At 47.9% G+C, this 5217-nt stretch carries 3 protein-coding genes and 1 pseudogene; 3 read left to right on the top strand and 1 reads right to left on the bottom strand.

Annotated features, from left to right (window positions below; all coding sequences use genetic code 11):
• On the top strand, nucleotides 1–3266 hold a 3266-nt coding region (locus tag ACESLK_RS29725), incomplete at its 5' end, for a WIAG-tail domain (RefSeq protein ID WP_373233469.1).
• A 133-nt stretch (nucleotides 3267–3399) separates the two neighbouring features.
• A pseudogene (locus ACESLK_RS29720) lies at nucleotides 3400–3625 on the top strand (DinB family protein); the annotation flags it as partial.
• 62 nt (nucleotides 3626–3687) lie between these two features.
• Here ACESLK_RS29720 and ACESLK_RS29715 read toward each other — a convergent pair.
• Nucleotides 3688–4149 (bottom strand): DUF2269 family protein, encoded by a 462-nt coding sequence (locus tag ACESLK_RS29715; RefSeq protein ID WP_373233467.1) that lies wholly within the window; start codon nucleotides 4147–4149, stop codon nucleotides 3688–3690.
• A gap of 179 nt (nucleotides 4150–4328) precedes the next feature.
• On the opposite strand from ACESLK_RS29715, the gene ACESLK_RS29710 reads away from it, so the two are divergent.
• Nucleotides 4329–5217, top strand: an 889-nt coding sequence (locus ACESLK_RS29710; RefSeq protein ID WP_373233466.1) for a transposase, incomplete at its 3' end; no start/stop codon positions are given.

Below are 5217 nucleotides of genomic sequence, written 5' to 3'. Positions count from 1 at the left end.
CAAAGCATCTAAAGCCAAAGGCTATAAAGCAAATTCACCTAAACGAAGGATCCGTTACGACAGCTGCACTATCTGAGGGTGCGATAACGTCGGAGAAGCTTGCAGAAGGATCGGTAAAAGCTCTGCATCTTGCTTCGGAGGCAGTAGTAAGCCGCCATCTGGCTGAGCAAGCGGTGCTAGGGTTTCATCTTGCGGAGAAGAGCATTCATGAGCATCATCTGAACGATGGAGCAGTTACCGCGAGTAAGCTTGCGACAGACAGCGTAGAGAGCAGTAAGCTTCAAGGAGGCTCCGTAAAAGAATTTCACATTGCGGAGAAAGCTATAGCTTCCCTTCATTTGCAAGCTGATTTGATTGATTCCGTTCATTTGCGGAAAGGAGTAGTAGGTCCCGTTCATTTGGCTGATGGTAGTGTCTATGAAGCATCTATCGCCGATAACGCGATTACCTCGGATAAATTAGCGGAGGAAAGCGTGATTTCGAGTAAGCTTGCCTATGGCAGCGTAGGTACGGATCATTTGCAGTTGGAGAGTATTAGCGGTAAGCATCTGAAGCCGGAAGCCGTACATGGATTCCATCTTCGCAAAGGGACGGTGTCCATCTCTCACCTTGCACCGGATTTGTTCGATCTAGCCAAAATGGGGGAACGCCGAATTGACTCCGAGCGGTTAGAGCCGAATGCGGTAAGCGCGATACATCTTCGAGAGAAATCGATAACCGAGGAGAAGCTTGTCGACGGCTTAATTACCCGCGATAAGCTGGCGGACAGCAGCGTATCGACGGAGAAGCTTTCCAATGGCAGCGTGACTTTAGAGAAACTAGCTGATAGCAGCGTGACTGTCGAGAAGCTGGAAGATAGCAGCGTAACTGCGGTAAAGCTAGCTGATGGCAGCGTGACTGCGGATAAGCTGGCGGACAGCAACGTATCAACGGATAAATTGGCGGACTTGGCCGTAACGACCTCGAAGCTCGCGGACGCAAGCGTCACTTCCGATAAGCTATACGAAAATTCCGTTTATGAGAAAGCACTGCAGAACGGCGCAGTATCCGGGCGGGTAGTGGCGGAATCCGCTATCTCCTCAAAGCATCTAAAGCCAAAGGCTATAAAGCAAATTCACCTAAACGAAGGATCCGTTACGACAGCTGCACTATCTGAGGGTGCGATAACGTCGGAGAAGCTTGCAGAAGGATCGGTAAACGCTCTGCATCTTGCTTCGGGGGCGGTAGAAAGCCGCCATCTGGCTGAGCAAGCGGTGCTAGGGTTTCATCTTGCGGAGAAGAGCATCCATGAGCATCATTTGAACGATGGAGCTGTTACCGCGAGTAAGCTTGCGATAGACAGCGTAGAGAGCAGTAAGCTTCAGGCAGGCTCTGTAAAAGAGTTTCATATTGCGCAGGAAGCTATAGCTTCCCTTCATTTACAAGCTGATTTGATTGATTCCGTTCATTTGCGGAAAGGGGTGGTAGGTCCCGTTCATTTGGCTGATGGCAGTGTATATGAAGCATCCATCGCCGATAACGCGATTACCTCGGATAAATTAGCGGAGGAAAGCGTGATTTCGAGTAAGCTTGCCAATGGCAGCGTGGGTACGGATCATTTGCAGTTGGAGAGTATTAGCGGTAAGCATTTGAAGCCGGAAGCCGTACATGGATTCCATCTTCGCAAAGGGACGGTGTCCATCTCTCACCTTGCACCGGATTTGTTCGAGCTAGCCAAAATGGGGGAACGCCGAATTGACTCCGAGCGGTTAGAGCCGAATGCAGTAAGTGAGATACACCTTCGAGAGAAATCGATAACCGAGGGGAAGCTTGCCAATGGCAGCGTGACTATGGAGAAGCTTGCCGATGGCAGCGTGACTATGGAGAAGCTTGCCGATGGCAGCGTGACTATGGAGAAGCTTGCCGATGGCAGCGTGACTATCGAGAAGCTTGCCGATGGCAGCGTAGGAACACGTCAATTGGCAAGTCTTGCGATAACAGCTGAGCAACTGGCGGAAAGCAGCGTAACAACCGAGAAACTAGCTAATAACAGTGTTGGGGAACGGCAGTTGGTGGACGGCTCGGTAACGACCAATAAGCTTGGAATTGGTGCTGTAACTGCAGACAATCTCTCTCCCTCGCTGTTTGAGTTTCTGGCTCTTGCGGGGTCACCTATTACCGAGGAACGGTTAGTGAATGGCTCAATAAGCTCGGGGAAATTAGCACTGGGTTCAATAGGTGCACAGCAGCTCGCAGACGGCTCGATAACCGGTGAAAAAATTAGTAAAGGTAGTATTGACTCCGATCAACTGGCAGCAGGATCTATAAGTACAGATAAAATATCCGTTCGCAGTATCAGCTCCTCACATATCATTCCGCGCTCTATTCTTAGCGATCACGTTGGAGAACAAACGATTACCTCGGAACACCTGCAGCCGCTAGCGGTTAAGGGGAATCATCTTGCGGATGGCAGCGTAAGTAGTGAGAAGCTCTCCTTTGAAGTACAACAGCTCCTAAGCAACCTGCAGCAGCCGCAAATCGAAGTAGAAAAAACCGACGAGAGTATTCAAGAACTGAAAGCAGGCAGCGTAACAAGCGAGCACCTGGCGGACGGCAGCATAAGTGGAGCGAAGCTTGAGCAAGGCAGCGTAACGAGCGATCATCTTGCGGACGGCAGCATAAGTGGAGCGAAGCTTGAGCAAGGCAGCGTAACAAGCGAGCACCTGGCGGACGGCAGCATAAGTGGAGCGAAGCTTGAGCAAGGCAGCGTTACAAGCGAGCACCTGGCGGACGGCAGCATAAATGGAGCGAAGCTTGAGCAAGGCAGCGTTACAAGCGAGCACCTGGCGGACGGCAGCATAAATGGAGCGAAGCTTGAGCAAGGCAGCGTAACAAGCGAGCATCTGGCGGACGGCAGCATAAGTGGAGCGAAGCTTGAGCAAGGCAGCGTAACAAGCGAGCACCTAGCGGACGGCAGCATAAGTGGAGCGAAGCTTGCCTTTCTACCGGTTGCTGCACAGTTGCCTGGGGTGACCATGGCATTTGGCAGTGAACGTTATGTTTTCCAAGGTGCAATGGAATCAATGAGAATAATCGTATCATTCGTCTCGCCTTTTGCCGATGATTCCTATGTCTTAGTAGGTATGTCGGATCATCCGTGCTGCAGTTGTGTTCTTGTGAGAAAGCAGGCCAACGAAGCTGAGATGGAGATTATTCGCACACGATTAGGGCCCGAGCCCCAAGGTTATGTTCAGTGGATTGCGATCGGGACTAAGGCTAATGGTTAATGTTATTCTCAGATCAATCTCCGAATTCAAAAAGACCGTCAGGACACTTCCTGACGGTCTTCTTAATGTAAAACAAATATACGGATGGTAGGCTCTCATTCAATATATCAGAACCACAAAATTTGAAGATACTGTGAATGCTTTAGAAATCATTATATTGAATTTTGAAGAAATACGGCGTAGAAGTATAAAAGTTTGGAGTAATATTCCTGAGAACAAGTTGGATTGGAAACCAGATATTAAGGGCCATGAGCACCAAAGAAATGATTCGTCATGTTTTGGACGGTGAACATTGTTATCATTTAGCCTTGCTTAACAGAGGAAGTTTGGCTTCTTATGATTCACCTTTTGACAATAGAACAGCGGAAATTAAACGACCTAAAGTTTGGGATTAGATTTTCCCTCGCTAACGGGCGTATGTTTAGAAGCTTTTTGTTACCATAAGATATAAAATGACGATGGGCAGTAATGTAGCGGCAATGCCGAAGACTGCCCAATTGCGGGACGCTTGTTGATAGGCTTTCGAGATTGTCCCGCTTTCAATGCATTGGGCAATTTGGCGGATCATTCCGCGCTGCAGTGGAATGAGAATTGCTAACCATATGATCCCGGTGAAAGCAAACAAAATCAGTGATAACGTAAGCCAGTTTAACCCTGACATCGGCCACTCCGCTGTTGCGGCCATTGCAAAACCCGAGACGATGATCAGCGCGATACCCGGAAGCGTAAACACATAATCTGCAAGCATAACATTTTTTACCGTACCATAGATGACGGTTGGGTCCTTCGTTAAATCCGCACGAACCTTCCAGAATGCAGCTGTAATGATATTTCCTATGAATAGCACGACTCCAATCAGATGCAACGTTAACCATATGTTCATAATAGTTCATCCTTTCCTCTTCTATTTAACGACATATGCCAGAAGTCTCCTTCCTCAACGAAGTAGGTGGGGGATGAATGGCGTTTTACCGAACCTCCGAACCCCTTCGATATACGAACATATGTGTGGTATAATGAACATACTACATACCAAACAGATGTTCGTAAAGGGGGATAGCCATGATCCGAGCCCGAATTGTTCATATTCAGGCATCTAAACGAAATATCGACCGATTATTTGCCTGTAACCGAGAGTCTGCTCGGGTCTGGAACGATTGTTTGCAGATATCCAAAGACTATTACGCTGAGCAAAAGAAATGGATATCTCAATCCGAGATTCAGAAGCAAACCAAAGGCAAATTCCATCTGCACAGTCAATCCATTCAGGCCGTCTGCCATAAGTACCTATTTGCTCGAGATTCCGCGTATCAAGCGATACAAAAAGGAATCAAAACCGCACGGTACCCCTATAAAAGCAAGAACCACTACAATACAAAATGGGCAAAAGATGGATTCAAAGTGTTTGTGAACGGCAGAATCGAACTATCCATGGGCAATCATCATGGAAAGAGAGAGAGGCCCATTGTGGTTCAAGCGACTCATCTACCCGAGAGGCAAATCAAAGAAATAGAGCTTTGCTATGATAACGGATTATACCTCGCCGTCTCTTATGAGGATGGGATAGAAAGCAAGCCTTATTACAAGAATCGTTCAATTGGTGTAGATCCAGGTGAAATCCATACGATCACCGCTTTTGGAGAAGATGGCGGAAGCCTGATCATAACAGGTAGGAAAGTACGTGCCATTCATCGTTTGCGCAACAAAAAGTTGGGTGAGATTCAGCGATTGCAGTCGAAATGCACGAAAGGTTCTCGCCAATGGAAGAAATACCATCAAGTCAAACGGTATATTCTCTCCAAGTCTGAAAAGCAGCTGAGAGATGCCCTGCACAAGACAACGAAAAGTTTTGTGGATTGGTGTATCGCGCAGTCTGTATCGGATGTCCATATGGGAAATGTCGATGGTGTACAACGTAACACACGCAAGAAGAAACGTGTCAACCGTAAGC

The sequence above is a fragment of the Cohnella sp. genome (genome assembly GCF_041640265.1).
Lineage (GTDB): Bacteria > Bacillota > Bacilli > Paenibacillales > Paenibacillaceae > Cohnella.
This window is presented reverse-complemented; position numbering and strand designations above follow the sequence as displayed.

What these genes read in the sequence shown, in the direction of transcription:
- ACESLK_RS29715 (WP_373233467.1), bottom strand. Translation starts at nt 4,149, where the DNA reads ATGAACATATGGTTAACGTTGCATCTGATTGGAGTCGTGCTATTCATA.